Below are 15,638 nucleotides of genomic sequence, written 5' to 3' on the forward strand. Positions count from 1 at the left end.
GCTGTGGGATCAAAAGGTCAGGCGCGCGGCTCCGACATCAATCCCTTGACCAGGGAAATACAGCCCAGCAGCAGGACAATGGCAAACGGTAGACCGGTGGAAACCGCCATCGCTTGCAACGCAATCAAACCGCCGCCCAACAACAGCGCAATAGCGATCACGCCTTCAATGATGGCCCAGAACACCCGCTGTGGCACGGGCGCATCGACCTTGCCACCCGCTGTGATGGTATCGATGACCAGCGAGCCGGAATCCGAAGAGGTGATGAAAAACACGATCACCAGCACGATACCGAGCAGTGACGTGATCTCCTTGAGCGGGAGTCCTTCGAGCATCGCAAACAGCTTGAGCTCCAACACCGCATCCTTGACCCCGCTCAGCCCCTGGAGGGTGGCCTGGTCGATGGCGGTCCCGCCAAAGGTGGTCATCCACAATACCGACACCAGCGAAGGCACCAGCAGCACCGAGATCAGGAACTCACGAACGGTACGGCCGCGACTGACGCGGGCAATGAACATCCCCACAAACGGCGACCAGCTAATCCACCAGGCCCAGTAGAACGCCGTCCAGCCTTGGGTGAATTCAGTGTCCGTGCGACCGAAGGGGTTGGACAATGCCGGCAGATACTCGGCGTAGGTCACCAGGTTCTTGAAGAAGCCGGTGAGGATCGCCACGGTTGGCCCCACCACGATAATGAACAAAAGCAACAACAGGGCCAGGCCCATGTTGATTTCGGACAGCAGCTTGACGCCCTTCTCCAGCCCGGCGAGCACCGAGCACAGGGCAATCAGGGTGATGCCGATGATCAGCACGACTTTGCTCACGCTGGTCGACTGAATGCCAAACAGGTGTTCAATCCCCGCAGCGGCCTGCTCGGCACCGATGCCCAGCGAAGTCGCGAGCCCGAACAGCGTGGCGAATACCGCCAGGATGTCGATGATGTGGCCAGGCCATCCCCAGACGCGCTCACCCAGCAGCGGGTAAAAGATCGAGCGTATCGAAAGCGGCAAGCCTTTGTTGAAGGAAAACAGGGCCAGGGACAACGCGACGATGGCGTAGATGGCCCAAGGGTGCAGACCCCAGTGGAAAATGGTCGCGGCCATGGCCAGGTCTGCGGAGGCTTTCACATCGCCCGCCGCACCGCCCAGAGGCGCCCAGTCGGTACGTGCGCCGCTGGCGTCGAGCGTGACACCGCCCATAGCGGCAGAGTAATGGGACATGGGTTCTGCCACGCCGTAGAACATCAGGCCGATGCCCATCCCGGCGGCAAACAACATGGAGAACCAGCCCACATAGGTGTGGTCCGGCGTGGCATCGCGGCCGCCCAATCGAACCTTGCCCAAGGGCGAGACGATCAGCGCCAGACACAGTACGACGAAGATATTGGCCACGCTCATGAAGAACCAGGCCAGATGCTTGGTCAACCAACTGCGCATGGCGCTGAAAAGCGGTTCGACTTCATTCTGCAGTGCAAGCGTCACGATGACGAACAGCAGAATAGTCGCCGCGGAGATGATGAAAACTTTGCCGTGGATATCCAGAGAGAAAGAAAACTGACCTCGGATATTGTCTTGCCCGATCACGTAGTCGGTGTCGATGAGATTGGCTTTGCCGCTGGGGGCTGGTATCCCCTCTGTGCCGGTTGACTGGGGTTGTCCTGATAGATCGTCTACAGGGTTTTTTCCCACGAGAACCTCCTTTTATTATCCGCACGCTTGGGCGCGCAATGGTCTGATAAGCCCCGCTGTTCCTATGGTAAAAACGAGATGTGTGCGCATGTATCTTACAAGCTTATGAGCTTGTCTGGGACATTGTGGCCGTTCAAGCGTTCCCCTGCTGGGAAAATGGCCCCTGCGCCGGCCCTCGGCGGCGGCTTCACGACAGGAAAAACCTGAATCGCAAACGAAAAAAAGGCACCGGGATTGCCCCAGCGCCCTTTGTTCAACCTCTATGGATCACCCGATTCAGCTCACTGTGCGGCGCGCACCTTGGCAATTTCGTCGTACATCATCTTCACCAGATTGGCATCCAGGGACTTGGCGAATTTGTCGATCACCGGTTGCACACGCTCGCGGAAGCGATCTTTCTCGGCCGGGGTGATTTCGTTGACGGTCATCGCGCCGGCCAGCGTTGCTTTGGCCTTGTCCATGCTCGCGGCGGTGACGTCGCGCTGGAACTTCTGCGCCTCGGCGGCGGCCTGGCGGATCAGGTTTTTTTCATCGTCATTCAGACGGTTCCAGGTTTTCTGGCTGATGATCAGCGACTGGGGATTGAAGATGTGGCCGGTCACCGACAGGTACTTCTGCACCTCGAAGAACTTGTTGCCTTCAATCACCGTGTAGGGGTTCTCCTGGCCGTCGATCGTGTGCTGCTCAAGGCCGGTGTAGACCTCGGGGAACGCCATCGGCACCGGATTGGCGCCGAGGGCGGAAAAGGTTTCCAGGTAGATGGGCGACTGGATCACGCGAATCTTCAAACCTTGCATGTCTTCAAGCTTGGTCACTGGATGCTTGCTGTTGGTCAGGTTGCGAAAACCCAGGTCCCAATAGCCCAGGCCAACCAGCCCTTTGCTATCCAGTTGCGCCGCCAGTTTCTGGCCGACCGGACCGTCGATCACTGCGTGAGCTTCTTCGGCGTTGTTGAACAGGAAGGGAAAATCGAGCATCGCGAAATCCGCTGCCTGGGCGGCCAGGATGCCGGAGTTGAGCACGGTGATGTCCAGCGTGCCGCCCTGCAAGGCCGAGACCGTCTGCACGTCACCACCCAACGTTCCACCGGGGAACAGACGGACCTTGATCTTGCCGCCGCTCTTCTCGCTCAGCAGGTCGGCGAACTTCTGTGCGCCCTGCCCTTGTGGGTGCTCCTTGACGTTCTGGAACGCGAATCGCAGGGTACGCTCGCGGATCTCGTCCGCGTGGCTGACCACGCTGCCCAGCAGCAGCCCCGTTGCACATGCCCCGGCCAACAGGGTTTTCATCAGTTGTCCCATGTCACTCTCCGATCATTATTGTTTTAGAAGTCGAGCTACTACCGCTTGCACCGGCGTCAACCGGTGAAGAATTTCAAAGGCCCCAGGACCAGTTGCGGGAACAGGACCAGAAGGAACAGCACCACCAGTTGCGCGAGCAGGAACGGCCACACGCCACGAACGATCTCTTCGATATTGAGTTTCGAAACCCCGCTCACCACATTGAGCACCGTGCCCACCGGTGGGGTAATCAGTCCGATGGCGGTGTTGATCAGAAACAGCACGCCGAAATAAACCGGGTCGATACCTGCCTGGGTCACCGCTGGCATCAGCACCGGGGTGAGGATGAGGATGGTGGGCGTCATGTCCATGACCGTACCGACCATGATGATCAACAGCATGATCACCACTAACAGCAGGGTCGGGCTGTCCATGAACGGTTCGAGCACCGCCGCCAACTGGCCCGGCAAGTCGGCAATGGTCACCAGCCAGGAAGACACCATGGCCGCCGCCACCAGGAGCATCACCACCGAGGTGGTCTTGGCCGAGGACAGGATCACGTCGTACAACTGGCTGACTTTCATTTCCCGGTAGATGACCAGGGACACAAACAGCGAATAGACCGCCGCGACCACCGCCGCTTCCGTCGGGGTGAAAATGCCGAACTTGAGACCCAGGATGATGATCAGCGGCAGGCCCATGGCCCAACTGCCCTCGACCAGGGCCCGCATCACTTCGGCCCGCGAGCGCTTGGGCGGTGTCTGCACATGCTCGCTGCGGGAGATGAACCACCAGGCAATGGCCAGGGCGGCACCGAGCATCAGCCCCGGCACGATCCCGGCCAAAAACAGCTTGGAAATCGATACCCCGGATGCCACGCCAAACACAATGAAGCCAATGCTCGGTGGAATGACCGGGGCAATGATGCCTCCAGCGGCAATCAACCCGGCCGAACGCGCCCGGTTGTGCCCCGCCAGCACCATCATCGGCACCAGCAAGGCCGCCAACGCCGCCGCATCAGCCACCGCCGAACCCGAGAGCGAAGCCAACAGGCAGGACGCGATGATCGCCACGTAACCCAGGCCGCCACGCTTGTGCCCCACCAACGCCATGGCAATGTTGACGATGCGTTTGGACAGGCCGCCGGAGTTCATCACTTCGCCGGCCAGCATGAAGAACGGCACAGCCATCAGCGGAAAGCTGTCGGCGCCGTTAAGCAGGTTCTGGGCGATGATTTGTGCGTCAAACAGATCCAGGTAAAACATCAACGCCACGCTGACTACCAGCAAGGCAAAGGCAATGGGAATGCCCAGCGCCATGCTGCCTATCAATGACCCGAGGAAAATAACCAGTGTCATGGGCGGGTACTCTTGATGGGGTTATGTGCATTCACCTCGGCGTCGCTGTCCTTGACCATGACCATTTCGTCATCCCTGAGCTTGCCGAACAGCGCCAGGTAGAGCTCATAGACCAGGATGGCAGCGGCGCTGGCGCCGAACACCAGGCCGGCGGCGTAGAACAGTGCCATCGACAAACCCGAGGCCGGCGCGACCACATCCAGGTTGATCACCGCCTGCTGCCAACTGCCGCTGAAGATCAACCAGCAGATGTACAACATCATCAGGTGCCCGATCACCAGGCAGACGCGCTTGCCTGCCGGTGGCAGGCGTTTGACCAGACTGTCGAGCCCCAGATGGGCACGGTCCTTGAGCGCCACCAGGGCGCCGAGAAAAATCATCCAGACGAAGAACCAACGCGACAGCTCCTCCGAGACGCTGATACCTGAGTTGAAGGCATACCGCAGCACCACATTGCCGAACACCAGCACGATCATTGCGACCATGCACAGCACAATCAGCAGTTTGAGCAGTTTGAAATACAGATCGACGACCTTTGTCATCTTGAAGACCTCCCGGACTTGTCGAGCGCCGGCATCCAGCAACCGGCGCGATAGGACCGCAACGATGGGCGGTGGCTATCGGGTCAGGATAGAAGCGCTGAAGGTTGTTCCGGGACTGGAGCAACGGATGGAGGGATAGATATTGATGCTTGCAGACGGGTACGCATGGGGGTTCCTCAATTTTTTATTATGGTCTTGGTCAAGCTGAGCAAGAGGTGCTGCGCCTAAAATGTACCAACCGGTTAGTTCGGTCAATCACCTTGGCAGAAGGCACACACAAAGCGTGCGATTATCGGATAAGCGTCTGGGCCGGCTTGTCCGGTATTTTTCGTGTTTGACACCGTGCCCGAGTGCGTTTTCTTATTTATCAACCGACAACTTTATTTATGAACTAGCGCTACACAAAACTGTTCAACTCCACTGATCTGAAAATCCAATAATAAAATTGAACCTTATTTAACTTCCGCACTTCAGTGACAACCATCCAGCCCGACAATACTTCCAGTCTCGACAACAAACAGGCGTCATTTCAATGACAAATATATAAGCACCTTTATATAAAGCGGCGCCAAAAATAAGACCTCGCTGGACTTTGCGTGATCAAGCCGCCCTTACCAGGGCGCAAAAAACCAACAAAAATCCTTAATATTCAGAATCTTATGTGATATTCCCTCCAGAACAAGAGCGCAACTTTTCAATCCCCTTTCAACCCTTATTAGTCAAAACAACAAAACACCTTTCAAATAAAACTTTGCGCCCGCGCCCTTCGGTGTTATTACTTCGCCGCTCCAAACTGCAATAGGCCATTACGCAACTTTCCGCGTGCGTAACGCGCCTGCCTGATATTGGATCCCACTTAATTCAACTCGCTTGTTTACTCAAACGCATGATCGCGTTTGGGCGAACAGTTGTGCGGCGCAGCAAACTGCGCGAGGAAGGGCGTCATCGCTACTCATCAGTCACGGATCAGGATTCTTTCGATCTTCGGTACCCGTCCGGAAGCTATCAAGATGGCACCTTTGGTCAAGGCCCTCGCCGCCGAACCGGGCATTGAGTCGCTGATCTGTGTCACCGGCCAGCATCAAAGCATGCTTGAGCAGGTGTTGGATCTGTTCGACCTCAAGGCCCATTTCACCCTCAACGTGATGACGCCGCACCAGACGCTCAACTCGCTGACGGCTGCGTTGTACGGCGCGATCGACCCGGTACTGGAACAGACCCGGCCGGATCGGGTGCTGGTCCATGGCGACACCACCTCGGCCATGGTGGCTTCGATGGCGTCCTTTCATCGACGCATTCCCGTGGGCCATGTGGAAGCCGGACTACGCACTGGCGACATCTACAGCCCATGGCCGGAAGAAATGAACCGTCGTTGCATCGATCTCAGCGCTGACCTGTTGTTTGCCCCCACCGCACAATCTCGCGCTAACCTGCTGGACGAACGTCTGCAGGGCCGCTGCCTGGTGACAGGCAATACCGTCATCGATGCGTTGCAGATGACCGCCCGGCGCATCGAGCAGGATGCACAACTGCGACAAACACTGGACCAACAGTTCCCGTTCCTGCAAACCGGACGCAAGCTGTTGCTGGTCACCGGCCACCGCCGGGAGAACTTTGGCGAAGGCTTCCTGAACATCTGCAAGGCCTTGCGCCACCTGGCACAGCGTCCCGACATCCAGATCGTCTACCCGGTGCACCTCAATCCCAGTGTATTGGGCCCGGTGACTGAACAACTGGGTGACCTGCTCAACGTCCACCTGATCAAGCCCCTGGATTACCTGGCGTTCGTGCGCCTGATGCAACACGCCCACGTCATCCTCACTGACTCCGGTGGTGTACAGGAAGAAGCGCCGTCCCTGGGCAAACCGGTGCTGGTGATGCGCAACGTCACCGAACGCCCCGAAGCCGTAGCTGCAGGCACGGTGCGGCTGGTCGGCACCACCCCGGCCTCGATCATTGCCGGCGTCGACGCACTGTTCGACGACAAGGCCCTGTGGCGCCGCGCGTCACAGGCGGCCAACCCCTATGGAGATGGCAAGGCCAGCCAGCGCATCGTCGAAACCCTGATGGGGCGCCCGGTGGACGAATTTTTTGTGGGCCAGTCGCAATTGCCTCAAGGCTGGGCTCCCGCACCGATGTACGCGCCTCGGCAGTTGCTCGCCTCCTAATCGCTGCTCCCCCTTATCAGACTCGAGATTTACCTGAATGAAGCCTTCCGTTGCTATCTCTACGGGTGCGCTCAGCGCCCTTGCCTGTGGCCTGAGCCTGCTTGCGCTCATGCCAACCTTTGCCTTGGCTGCCGATAGCCCGCTCACCCAGGCTATCCATCGGCTCAACGCCGATACCCGTCAGGAGCGCGAAGTCCGCTTGAGCGACCTGGGCATCAGTGCGCCGATCCTGCTGGGCGCCAGCGATTCCCGACGGGAACTGTATTTGCCGGTGCCGGCCGGGGTTGCCCTCAATGAAGCGACGCTGCAACTGGACGCCAGCTATCTCAATGGCGAAGGGGGCCGCAATACCCTGCTGCTGTCGCTCGATGGTTATCCGGTGCGCGCCGAAGGACTCAGCGAGCCTCAGGGCAGTGCCAGCGCCACACTGGGCGTCGACAAGGCCCCGCGCGACAACGGTCTGGTGCGGCTGGGCATTGCCTGGTCTTCGGTGGTCTCCCGGCCGTTGTGCGAAGACGACCGGGTCATCGGCAACGTGCTGCGCATCCAGCCCGACACGCGCCTGAACTACAGCTACGACGCCCGCCAACTGCAGGATGTCGGCGTCGCCTGGACGGCATTACCTGCCGAACCCGGGATCCTGGTCGCACCCGGTTCGTTGTCCGCCGACAGCTACGACGCGGCCTGGCGATTGGGTGTGGCCCTGGAGCGAATGGGCAAGCACAGCCGCATCTTGCCGTTCCCTGCCGTACAAGACCGTGTGGACTTGAGCGCCCTGCGCATCCCGGCCGAACTGTTGAGCCTCCCCGCCTTCGCCAGCCTCAACGCGCAGGGCCAGCACCGCCTGGCCAACCCGGCTGAGATCGGCGCGTTGCTGATGCTGGGCCAAACCCCGAACGTACAGGCCGACCTGGCCATCAACGACCCGCAATTGCTCCAGGCCATCAATCAGTCCCTGGATGCTTTGCAAAGTCAGGTCCAGAGCGTCGACCCAACGGCGGCCAGTGCATTGACCCAATGGCGCGAACAACACATCAACGCAGCCACGGCAGGCACTGGTCCTGACGATGTGCGCCTGGCGCTGCTGGGCACTCGCCCGGTCCTGATGATCGCCCCGCCCGCCACTGGCAAAGCCCTGTCGTTGCTCGGTTCGGCCTGGAACAAATTGGCGCGCAGCCGTCAGTTGACCGTCAGCGAAGCGCAAACGCCTTTGAGCAACGATGGCCGCGTGGCCCTGTCGCGACTGGGCGGCGCACCCGGCACCTATGACGTGGCCTCCCGATTCGACTGGAGCACCTCGTTCCCCTTGGGCAGCGTGGCGTATGACGGTCGCTTGCCGGTGACAGCCGTGGTGGATCTATCCGCAGCACCGGGTGCTTCACACACCCCGCCCGTGGCCTCGCTGTTTTTCAACGATTTCCTGATCGGTGCCCAGCAGTTGACCACAGATGGTCAATCACAACGTATCCGGGCCCATATCCCCAGCTATGCCCTGGGTTCAAAAAACGTATTGCGCGTCTCGTTCCAGCGCCAGCCTGTCAGCGATCGCTGCCTGGAAACTCCCCAGGCCTTCCCGGTAGCGGTGCTGCCGAGCAGCCATATCGTGCTGGAAAAAATCGCCCTGGACGACGGTTTCTCCGGCATGGCCGCGCGCTTCGCCGTTGACGCCCAGATCCTCGTTCCCCAGGCATACCTCGACCAACCGGCCGCCAGTCTGCCCCGGGTGATCTCGGTGGCCGATGCCGCCGGTGTTTCACCGTCGCGCGCGCAATTGAACGTCAGCTCCGATCCCAAAGCCGTGGTCAGCCCGGACAAAGCCTTCCTGGCGTTCGAACTGCCGCTTGAGGACAGCAAGGAATCGGTCCTGGTCGACGAACAGGGACGTCTGCGCATCAACCATAAAGATCACTTGCTGCTGGATGTGCAGCCCCTCAACCACCTGGCTTCGCTACAAGTGGTGCAAGCCTCGGAACAGCACGGCCTGGTGTATCGGACCCTGGGCAGCCAAGCACCCGACTTCGCCCAGCCGATTGTACTGACCCGTGGCGATGTGGCGATTCTCGGCGACAGCGGTGCCGTGACGATCATCGACAGCAAGGACCCCAGCGGCAGTCGGTTGATCGGCCGTGAAGAACCCAAAGGGCTGGATGCCTGGCGTAAACCTTCGCTGCTCTGGCTGATCCCTGGGGCCATTGTGTTGTTCCTCCTCCTATTGCTGGCTGGCCGTAGCGCCCGTCGCAATCGCCAGTAACGGTAACCTTCGATGACGTCGCTTTATTGGCCCTATTGGCTGGCCCACTACTACAACTACCTGGAAGCGGCGACCATCGTCGTCGCGGTGGTGATCCTGATCTCCAGCCTGGACGACCTGATCATTGACCTGTGGTACTGGTCTCGCCGCCTGTACCGCAAGCTCACCGCGGACCGCAAATACCGCTCGCTGACCGTCGACCAACTGCTGGCCAGGGACGAACAACCCCTGGCGATCATGGTGCCGGCCTGGCTGGAATATGACGTCATCGCACCGATGATCGAGAACATGGTCTCGACGCTCGATTACCAGAACTACGTGGTCTTCGTCGGCACCTATGTCAACGACCAGCGCACCATCGACGAAGTCGAGCGGATGCGCCGGCGCTACAAGCAACTGCACCGCGTGGAAGTGCCCCATGCCGGACCGACCTGCAAGGCCGACTGCCTGAACTGGGTGATCCAGGCGATCTTCCTGCACGAGAAAACCCATGGCATGACCTTCGCCGGGGTGGTGTTGCACGACAGCGAAGACGTGCTGCATCCATTGGAATTGCGGCTGTTCAACTACCTGCTGCCGCGCAAGGACATGATCCAGTTGCCCGTGGTGTCGCTGGAGCGCAACTGGTACGAATGGGTGGCGGGCGTCTACATGGACGAGTTCGCCGAATGGCACGGCAAGGACCTGGTGGTGCGCGAAAGCATGACCGACACCGTGCCCTCGGCCGGCGTCGGCACCTGTTTCTCCCATCGCGCGTTGCGGGTACTGGCCGGCGAAACCGAAAACCAGCCGTTCAACACCGACAGCCTCACCGAGGACTACGACGTCGGCGCGCGGCTGGCCAAGGTCGGCATGAACGCCATCTTCGTGCGTTTCCCGGTGCAGTTTCGGGTGCTGCGAAAATCCTGGTTCCGCAAGCCCTACGAATCGACCCTGACGATGCCACTGTGCGTGCGCGAGTTCTTCCCGGACACCTTCCGCACGGCGTTCCGACAAAAGGCTCGCTGGACTCTGGGCATCGGCCTGCAAGGCTGGGAACAGATGGGCTGGAGCGGCTCGTTGGCCAACCGCTACCTGCTGTTTCGCGACCGCAAGGGCGTCGTGACGGCGTTCGTCAGCGTCATCGCCTACGTGATTCTGGTGCAGTTGCTGGGCTTGATCATTCTGCGCAACAGCGGCTGGTGGGACGTCACCTTCCCGACGCCCTTTGAAACCAACGACCTGATCAAATACCTGCTGGTGGCCAACGGCATTGCCCTGCTCTGGCGGATCCTGCACCGTTGTTATTTCACCACCGTGCTGTACGGCTGGCAGCATGGCTTGCTGTCGATCCCGCGCATGCTGGTGGGCAACTTCGTCAACTTCATGGCCGCGTCCAGAGCCTGGCGGATGTTCCTGGTGGGCAAGGTGATGAATCGCAAACTGGTCTGGGACAAGACCATGCACGACTTCCCTTCCACCGACCTGGTGGCCATCGCGCCGCGCCGCCTGGGCAGCGTGTTGCTGTCCTGGCAGGCTATTACCGACAGCCACCTGCAAAGCGCCCTGGACCAACAACAATCGCGCAACATGCCGCTGGGGCGCATTTTGCTCAATAACGGCTGGCTGGACGACGAGACCCTGGCCGAAGCCATCGCATTCCAGAATGACCTGCCCCGGGTCTTCGACGTGGCGCAAAAAGCCGCCGCCTCAACCTCGTCATTGACCGGCGAGTTTGCTCTGCGCTGGCGGGTCATTCCCCTGGGCCGCAACGCTGACGGCTGCGAACAGATCGCTGTTGCCAACCCCCTGTCCGACGAAGGCCTGCAACAGATCGCCGCTGAACTGGGCAGCGAACCGGTGCAACTGATTGCCAGGGAAAGTGAGATTCTCGCGCTGTTGCGCCAATTGCCGGAACGCAACGGCCACGCCGTACCAAATGCCAGTGCACCGCTGCTGGGTGACTTGCTGATCGAAATGGGCCTGCTCGATCGCGATCAGTTCAGCCGCGCCATGTTGCAGTATCGACCGCAGCACCACGGTCGGATCGGCGATTACCTGGTCGACAGCGGCGTGCTGCCCCGGGCCACTATCGAACAGGTGGCGGCGCGTCAGCACAGCGTCTACCCCATGGAGCTTCCGGCATGAACCGCGCCCTTCTGACCCTCTTGGCCACGGGGCTGGGCCTGATACCTGCCCTGGTTGCTGCCGAAACCTTGCCGCTGCCGTTGTCCGGCCCGGCCTACACCGCCGCCAACCAAGCTTACAGCGCCTACGAGCGCAAGGACTACGACCTGGCCATCGCCAAGGCGCGCGAGGCCCTGCGCCTGCGCGCCGACGTGACGCGTCTGAACACCCTGATCGCCATGGCCGAACGTGACAAGGAACTGCGCGACCAGCCCCGGAGCGCCGCTTCCTCCGCCGTGGCCGCGGCCCCGGGTTTCATGGCCGCCACCCAAGGTTTCAGGGCCTATGATCGCGAACGGTTCGGTCTGGCTGCGCAATCGGCTCGCAAAGCGATTGCCCAGGCTCCCCGACGCCGGGAGTACCGGCTGTTGCTGATCGACGCCTTGCAGCGCCAGCATCTTCTGGTCGAAGCCGACCAGGCTGTCAGCGATGCGCTCGGGGTCTTTGCCAACGATGACGCGCTCCTGATGCGTCGCAAGGCGATTCGTCGCCAACTGGCGGCGCCGCTGGCGGTCCAGGGCTACCGTGCCTTGCAGCAGGGCGATGCGGTGCTGGCCGTGGACAAGGCTCGCCAAGCCGTGGCTTGGGCTCCGGAAATCGCCGCCAACCAGCAACTGCTCAACAGCGCGCTGCTGACGGCCGATGATCGCGACGCAGCGATTCTCGAGTGCCAGGAAAGTACCTTCGGCCTGACGTGCGCCACCAGGAACACCGAGGGACGGGCACCGGTCAGTGATTTGCAGTTGGCCTATGATTCAGTCCGGGCCGGTGACGACGAGGCGGCCCATGCCGCGTTCCGCAGAGCCGATGCCAGCACCCGGCTCGCCCCGGCAGCGGCTCAGGATGCAGCCTACAACGCCATGCGCGTTCATGAGGACGACGAAGCGGTGGCGTATTTCAAGCGCGTCATCGATGCCCAGGCAACCACTGAGTCGCCCATGTCTGCACAACAGCTGTTCGATACCCGTCGTGCCGTGGGCGACATTTCACGCACCCTGGGCCTGACCAGCACCACCAGCTATCGCGGCAACAGTTCCAGTGGCCTAAGCGCCGCCCCGGGCACCAGCAGCAGCGGCAGCCAAAGCAATGACCTGCTGCAGAACAGCACCGAGTTGTCCTGGCGCCCGCTGGGGTATCGCAATGCGCGTTTCGTCGAACTCTACGGGCGCGTCACCGACACCCTGTGGAGCAAGAACAGCGACTCGGACACCGGCGCGGATGCCTTGCAAGGTGCGCTGGGGGTACGGATCAAACCGTTCAGCTCCATCAACATCATGGCCGCCTTTGAACGCACCTTCCCCCTGGGCTCCTCGAACGTCGACGGCGACTGGCTGGCGCGCCTGGGCTACGGTTCGAGTATCGGCACCGACCTGCGGGTCGATGCGCCCAGTTGGTGGACCTCGCAGCTGTACGCCGAAGTTGGGCGATACATCAACGACTCACGCAATTATTTCAACAGCGAATGGCAAGTGGGACGCAGCTATGCCATCGGTGGTACCGGCTCGCGCTGGGTGACCTTCCCCCATGTCGTGGCGGCGCTCGACTACGATTCCAAGATGAAGAGCGGCGCCGACGGAGACTTCTCGTCCGGCAACGCTGGCGGGATCGGGGTGGGCAACAACGTACGCTACTGGTTCCGGGAAGACGCTTACAACGCCCCGCGTTCCTATGTGGATTTCTCCCTGCAGTACAGGGCCAGGGTATTTGGCGAGGAACGAGCCAAAGGCGTGTTCGCTCGCTTGACCTACTCCTATTGAGGCCGTTGATGTGATGTGCAATTGCAGGAAGCCGCTCGCTTGAAAATCTTCGGCCATATCATCCGTCGCACGGCCGTGGCGGCACTCTCGCTGGCAACGGCCCTCGGCGCAGGCACAGGGACGTATTACATGCTGAACAAAGAGGTTGCACCGGACATTGTTGGCATCGTCTGGCAGCCAGACAACCAGACCGTGGGAATCAAAGGCAACTGGGAAAAGCTGGGGGTACGCGAGCTGCTGGTGCAATGGACAGTGGTGGATGACCAGGCCTTCGTACCCGGCGCCGGCCTGCCCAGCGTGCCGCTGCTGCCTGACTGGGCGCGCATCGCCAAGGCGCCCTGGGCCCAGGATGTCATCCTCGGGCTAGCCGGTCATTTCAGTGAAAACCGCTCCAGGGACAATATTGAGCAACTGGCCGCGGTGTCGGCGCGCATTGCCCGGTTGCCAACGCCGCTGCACGTGACCGGGTGGTATTTTCCGGCCGAGGTCGATCCCAGCTGGTCTCGCGCCAAGGAACTGCCCGCCTTGCTGGCCAAGCTGCCGCGCCCGTTGTGGATCAGCGTTTACGACGGCGCCAATATTGGCCCCGCCGCCACTGCCGACTGGCTCAAGCAATGGTTGCCGGACGACATTGGCGTGTTCTTCCAGGACGGCGTCGGCGTCTACGCCCCGCACCGCCCCGGTGGCCCGCGACTACGCCGACACTCTGCGTGACCGGCTCGGAAAGGATCGCGTGCGGATCATCGTCGAAGCCTTTCGCCCCAAGTTCGGCGGTGGCTTCCGCTCGGCCACGGTAGCCGAACTCAAGCCGCAACTGGACGCCTATGACGGCTATCCGCTGTACCTGTTCGACGGCCCACATTACGTGACGCCTGAGTTGGTGGAGCAATTGGAGCAATCCTTGGCCAAGCCATGATCATGGTTCGAGGCCTTCGCACCAGGCCTGGCCTCAGAGATTTGTATCACTGTGTATATGAACTGCGGATTGATACGAAACCGTTGACTTCGAGCCTTGCCGACACACAACGTCGATACACCTTCGCGTTTAACTGTGATCACCGGACAGCAGCACACCCGCTGCCACTGGCCCACTCAATCAAACGCAAGGAGAATCATCATGTTCAATCTCTCGAAAGTTTCCTCCCTGGCAATCGCCCTGACACTGGTGGGCGGTCTCGGCCTGTCGAACATCGCTTCGGCCACGGCCATGAGTGCAGCGGCGAATGGTCAGACTGCACAGTTGGTGGTTGAAGGCGGCTCTCCGATCGTCTGAGCCAGAACCGCGTCGCCGAGGGTGGCTCCGATCGCCTGCTTCAGAACCGCGTCGCCGAAGGTGGCGCTGATCGCCTGCTTCAGAACCGCGTCGCCGAAGGTGGCTCCGATCGCCTGCTTCAGAACCGCGTCGCCGAGGGTGGCGCTGATCGTCTTCAGGAACTGCACGAACGCAACGCTTAAGGGTTGCGGATAGCCGTGCCGCTCACACCAGGTACTGCTTGAACCACTCAAGGGTTCGCCCCCACGCCAGCTCGGCAGCCGCTTCGTCATAGCGCGGTGTCGAGTCGTTGTGGAAGCCATGGTTGACGCCCGGATAGATATAGGCCTGATAGGTCTTCTTCCCGGCCTTGAGCGCTGCTTCATAGGCCGGCCAGCCTTCGTTGATGCGGGTGTCGAGTTCGGCGTAGTGGATCAGCAGCGGTGCCTTGATTCGCGGTACGTCCTCAGGCTTGGGCCCGCGTCCGTAGAATGGCACCGCCGCACCGAGCTCGGGATACGCCACGGCGGCGGCGTTGGCCACCCCGCCGCCGTAGCAGAAACCGGTGATGCCGACTTTCTTGCCGCCGATGGCGTCGTGTTTCATCAGAAACTCAACGGCAGCGAAAAAATCGTTCATCAGCTTCTCGGGGTCGACCTGCTGCTGAAGCTCGCGCCCCTTGTCATCGTTCCCCGGGTAACCGCCCACCGAGGTCAGGCCATCCGGCGCCAGCGCCACGAAACCGGCCTTGGCCACGCGCCGGGCGACGTCTTCGATGTAAGGGTTCAAGCCACGGTTTTCATGGGCCACCACCACACCGGGCACCGGGCCACTGGCCTTGGCTGGCCGGACCAGATAGCCGCGCACCTGACCATGACCGTTGGGTGAGGGATAAGTGAGGTACTGCGCCACGATGTCCGGGTCGGTGAAGTTCACCTGCATGGCCTGGGCATAGTTGGGGCTCAACGACGCCAGCAATGCGCCGGCCGTCAGCCCGCCCACCGCGAACTGACTGGCCCGTTCCAGGAAGACCCGTCGGGATATCTGGCCGTGGGCGTAAAAATCGTAAAGCTCGAGCAGTTCGGGGGCAAAGTCCTTGGCGGTCAGGCGAGTCATGGTTTGATCCTCTTCGGGGATCGAAAAATCATAGACGAAAAAAAACGCCGCTCGATGAGC

Annotated in this window: 9 protein-coding genes and 2 pseudogenes; 6 read left to right on the forward strand and 5 right to left on the reverse strand. The window is 60.9% G+C overall.

Features of this window, described 5'->3' with window-relative positions; genetic code table 11:
* Positions 1-17 precede the first annotated feature (17 nt).
* From PSH57_RS15920 to PSH57_RS15935, 4 genes are all read right to left on the reverse strand, one after another.
* Positions 18-1,688 carry a BCCT family transporter gene (locus PSH57_RS15920; protein ID WP_305384066.1) on the reverse strand — a complete coding sequence of 557 codons (1,671 nt, stop codon included), beginning with the start codon at positions 1,686-1,688 and terminating at the stop codon, positions 18-20.
* A gap of 281 nt (positions 1,689-1,969) precedes the next feature.
* Complete coding sequence (locus PSH57_RS15925) at positions 1,970-2,989, reverse strand: TRAP transporter substrate-binding protein (protein WP_305384067.1); 1,020 nt, start codon at positions 2,987-2,989, stop codon at positions 1,970-1,972.
* A gap of 56 nt (positions 2,990-3,045) precedes the next feature.
* Entirely contained in the window at positions 3,046-4,326 is a 1,281-nt protein-coding gene (locus tag PSH57_RS15930; RefSeq protein WP_305384068.1) for a TRAP transporter large permease subunit, read from the reverse strand.
* Positions 4,323-4,868, reverse strand: coding sequence for a TRAP transporter small permease (locus PSH57_RS15935; protein WP_305384069.1), 546 nt, complete (start codon positions 4,866-4,868; stop codon positions 4,323-4,325). Before PSH57_RS15935 ends, PSH57_RS15930 begins: the two co-directional genes overlap by 4 nt.
* 1,010 nt (positions 4,869-5,878) lie before the next feature.
* On the opposite strand from PSH57_RS15935, the gene wecB reads away from it, so the two are divergent.
* From wecB to PSH57_RS29320, 6 genes and pseudogenes are all read left to right on the forward strand, one after another.
* Positions 5,879-7,036, forward strand: coding sequence for a non-hydrolyzing UDP-N-acetylglucosamine 2-epimerase (gene wecB, locus PSH57_RS15940; RefSeq protein ID WP_305384070.1), 1,158 nt, complete (start codon positions 5,879-5,881; stop codon positions 7,034-7,036).
* Positions 7,037-7,073: 37 nt separating this feature from the next.
* A complete protein-coding gene (locus tag PSH57_RS15945; protein WP_305384071.1) occupies positions 7,074-9,287 on the forward strand; it encodes a hypothetical protein in 2,214 nt (737 codons plus the stop codon).
* A gap of 12 nt (positions 9,288-9,299) precedes the next feature.
* Entirely contained in the window at positions 9,300-11,414 is a 2,115-nt protein-coding gene (locus PSH57_RS15950; RefSeq protein ID WP_305384073.1) for a glycosyl transferase family protein, read from the forward strand.
* Entirely contained in the window at positions 11,411-13,210 is a 1,800-nt protein-coding gene (locus tag PSH57_RS15955) for a bacteriophage N4 adsorption protein A (protein ID WP_305384075.1), read from the forward strand. The genes PSH57_RS15950 and PSH57_RS15955 overlap by 4 nt, the downstream gene beginning before the upstream one ends.
* Before the next feature lie 39 nt (positions 13,211-13,249).
* A pseudogene (locus tag PSH57_RS15960) lies at positions 13,250-14,126 on the forward strand (alpha-amylase family protein).
* Positions 14,127-14,327: 201 nt separating this feature from the next.
* Positions 14,328-14,665 (forward strand): annotated as a pseudogene (locus tag PSH57_RS29320) (hypothetical protein).
* A 22-nt stretch (positions 14,666-14,687) separates the two neighbouring features.
* Here PSH57_RS29320 and yghX read toward each other — a convergent pair.
* The gene (gene yghX / locus PSH57_RS15975) at positions 14,688-15,578 is read right to left on the reverse strand and encodes a YghX family hydrolase (protein WP_305384080.1); all 891 of its coding nucleotides are present in this window, start codon (positions 15,576-15,578) and stop codon (positions 14,688-14,690) included.
* Between the last annotated feature and the right edge of the window lie 60 nt (positions 15,579-15,638).

The organism is Pseudomonas hefeiensis, from assembly GCF_030687835.1.
Taxonomy (GTDB): Bacteria; Pseudomonadota; Gammaproteobacteria; order Pseudomonadales; family Pseudomonadaceae; genus Aquipseudomonas; species Aquipseudomonas hefeiensis.

Coding starts and splice junctions, on each gene's coding strand:
- PSH57_RS15925 (WP_305384067.1), bottom strand. CDS start 2,989: ATGGGACAACTGATGAAAACCCTGTTGGCCGGGGCATGTGCAACGGGG.
- PSH57_RS15930 (WP_305384068.1), bottom strand. CDS start 4,326: ATGACACTGGTTATTTTCCTCGGGTCATTGATAGGCAGCATGGCGCTG.
- PSH57_RS15935 (WP_305384069.1), bottom strand. CDS start 4,868: ATGACAAAGGTCGTCGATCTGTATTTCAAACTGCTCAAACTGCTGATT.
- wecB (WP_305384070.1), top strand. CDS start 5,879: ATGGCACCTTTGGTCAAGGCCCTCGCCGCCGAACCGGGCATTGAGTCG.
- PSH57_RS15945 (WP_305384071.1), top strand. CDS start 7,074: ATGAAGCCTTCCGTTGCTATCTCTACGGGTGCGCTCAGCGCCCTTGCC.
- PSH57_RS15950 (WP_305384073.1), top strand. CDS start 9,300: ATGACGTCGCTTTATTGGCCCTATTGGCTGGCCCACTACTACAACTAC.
- PSH57_RS15955 (WP_305384075.1), top strand. CDS start 11,411: ATGAACCGCGCCCTTCTGACCCTCTTGGCCACGGGGCTGGGCCTGATA.
- yghX (WP_305384080.1), bottom strand. CDS start 15,578: ATGACTCGCCTGACCGCCAAGGACTTTGCCCCCGAACTGCTCGAGCTT.